Consider the following 2,760-nt stretch of genomic DNA (forward strand, 5'->3'; position numbering starts at 1 on the left):
CCAACACGATGATCGTCGAGGCCGGGGTGACGCTGCTGCAGGCGCAGCAGGCAGCCGACGCCGCGGGGCGGCTGTTTCCGCTCTCGCTGGCGTCGGAAGGCTCCTGCACCATAGGCGGCAATCTCGCGACCAACGCCGGTGGGACGGCGGTGATCGGCTTCGGCAATACGCGCGATCTGGTCAACGGCATCGAGGTGGTGCTCGCCGACGGTCGTGTGCTTTCAAACCTCTCGAAGCTGAAGAAGGACAATACGGGCTACGACCTGAAGCACTTGTTCATCGGCTCCGAAGGGACGCTCGGCATCATCACCGCGGCGGTTCTCAAACTGTTTCCGAAGCCGCGGTCGGTCGAGACCGCGTTCATCGGTGTGGCGACGCCTGAAGCGGCGCTGGCGCTGCTGGGCGAGGCCAAGACGGCGTTCGGCGGCGAGATCACGGGCGTCGAGCTGATCCCGCGCATCGGCATCGACTTCGTGCTCCGTCACCACGCGGGTCTTGGCGATCCGCTTGCAGCGCGCCATGCCTGGTACGTGCTGTTGCAGGTCGCCACGCAGACGGAAGTCGGGCTGAACGCCCGCGTTCTCGCGTTTCTCGAAGCGGCCATCGACAGCGGCATCGTCGTCGACGCCACCGTTGCCGCCTCGCTCGACCAGGCCGCAAAGCTCTGGGCGCTGCGCGAGCTGATGTCGGAAACGCAGAAGCTGGAGGGCGGCTCGATCAAGCACGACGTCTCCGTCCCGGTTGCCAGCGTCCCGGCGTTTCTTGCCGCCGTCGAACCCGCCGTGCTGGCTGCCGTGCCCGGCGCGCGGCTGGTCGCGTTCGGCCATCTCGGCGACGGCAATATTCACTGCAACGTGTCGCAACCGGTCGGCGCCGACACGGCGGCGTTTCTCGCCCGCTGGGACGAGGTCAACGCCATCGTCCACGGCGTGGTCGCGCAATTCGATGGCTCGATCTCGGCGGAGCACGGCATCGGCCGGCTGAAGCGGGACTTGTTGACGCAGGTGAAGAATCCGGTCGCGCTGGAAACGATGCGTGCGATCAAGGCAGCGCTCGACCCACACGGAATTTTGAACCCGGGGAAGGTGCTGTGAGTGCGTCGTTGCGAGCGGAGCGCCGCAACCCAGAGCGGCGGCTCCCATGAGCGTGTTCGGCGGCTCCTGGGTTGCTTCGCTCCGCTCGCAAAGACGATCCCTACAAAACGCCTTGGCGAAACCACGATCCCCGGGCAAAGCACGCCCATCGCCATCTGGAGGTTGTTCCGCCTTGCGCCCTCACCTGATTTTTGCGTTCGCCGCTTCCCTGGCCCTCAGCACTGCCGTCCACGCCGAGGCGCCCGTCGCCCCGCACGGCGCCAAAGATCTGGCAAGCACGACGCCGCCCAATCCGCTGCCTCCACCAGCGACCACCGACCACGTGCTGAGCGTCGGCGGGCGCACCCTACACTTTAAAGCAACGGCCGGGGCGGTGCGGCTCAGCGACGGCAAGAGCGGCGAGCCGCTGGCTGACATCGGCTATGTCGCCTATCAGCTCGAGGGGGCGGACGCGCGCACGCGCCCGATTTCGGTGGCGATCAACGGCGGCCCCGGTGCGGCCTCGGCTTGGCTCGACCTCGGGGCGCTCGGGCCCTGGCGGCTGCCGCTGAACGCGCACGACCTCTCGCCATCCGCCGCGACGACGGTGATCGACAACGCCGACACCTGGCTCGACTTCACCGACCTCGTCTTCATCGACCCGCCCGGCACCGGCTACAGCCGCATGCTCAGCAAGAACGACGACGTCGAAAAACATTTTTACGCGGTCAATGGCGACATCGAGATGCTCGGCACCGTCGTCCGCAAATGGTTGGCCACCAACGATCGGCTCGCAAGCCCGAAATTCATCGTCGGCGAAAGCTACGGCGGTTTTCGCGCGCCAAAGCTGGCGCACCGGCTGGAGTCGACGGAGGGCATCGGCATCAAGGGGCTGGTGATGATCTCGCCGGTGATCGACTTCACCTGGTTCCAGAACCCGTCGAATCCGATGATCTATGCCGCGCGCCTGCCCTCGCTCGTCGCGGCGGCGCGCGACATCAAGGGCCCAGACCCGCGCTCCAAATTGCAAGCCGTCGAGGCTTATGCCTCGAGCGCTTACCTCGTCGATCTCTACCGCGGCTTGCGCGATGCCGCCGCCATCAAGCGGATGAGCGCATCGATCGCGAGCTTTACCGGCCTCGATCCAAAATTCATCCAGCGGCTCGGCGGCCGCGTCGACGCGCCTGATCTGATGCGCGAGCGCACCCGCGACGCTGGGCGCACCGCAAGCCCCTACGACACCACCGTCACCGGCTTCGACCCCGAGCCCTTCGACGCGGCGAGCCGCCCGGACGATCCGATTCTCGATGCGTTGAAGACGCCGCTGGCGACGGCGATGGCCGACGTGACCGCTAGCAGGCTGAACTGGCCGGTCAACGCGCGCTACGAAATCCTGAGCATGCAGGTCAACAGCCATTGGGACTGGGGTGGCGGCCGGCCGCGCGCGGAATCGCTCAGCGACCTCCGCGAGATCATGGCGCTCGACCCGCATCTCCGCGTGTTGGTGGCGCATGGCGTGACGGATCAGGTCACGCCCTACTTCACGTCCAAAATGCTGATCGACCAGCTGCCGCCCTTCGGCGACCCCGACCGCATCCACCTCGCCGTCTACGGCGGCGGCCACATGCTGTACCTGGAGGATGCCTCGCGGGCGGCCTTGCGCGAGGATGCGCGGAAGCTGATCGAG

Annotated in this window: 2 protein-coding genes; both read left to right on the plus strand. The window is 66.8% G+C overall.

The window, feature by feature from the left end; all coding sequences use genetic code 11:
* The coding region (locus GSQ79_RS20380; RefSeq protein ID WP_158810510.1) for an FAD-binding oxidoreductase at positions 1-1,094 on the plus strand (1,094 nt) is incomplete at its 5' end.
* A 172-nt stretch (positions 1,095-1,266) separates the two neighbouring features.
* A partial coding sequence (locus GSQ79_RS20385; protein WP_246725466.1) for a S10 family peptidase occupies positions 1,267-2,760 on the plus strand: 1,494 nt, incomplete at its 3' end.

The organism is Beijerinckia sp. L45 (assembly GCF_009765775.1).
In the GTDB taxonomy this organism is placed as follows: domain Bacteria; phylum Pseudomonadota; class Alphaproteobacteria; order Rhizobiales; family Beijerinckiaceae; genus RH-AL1.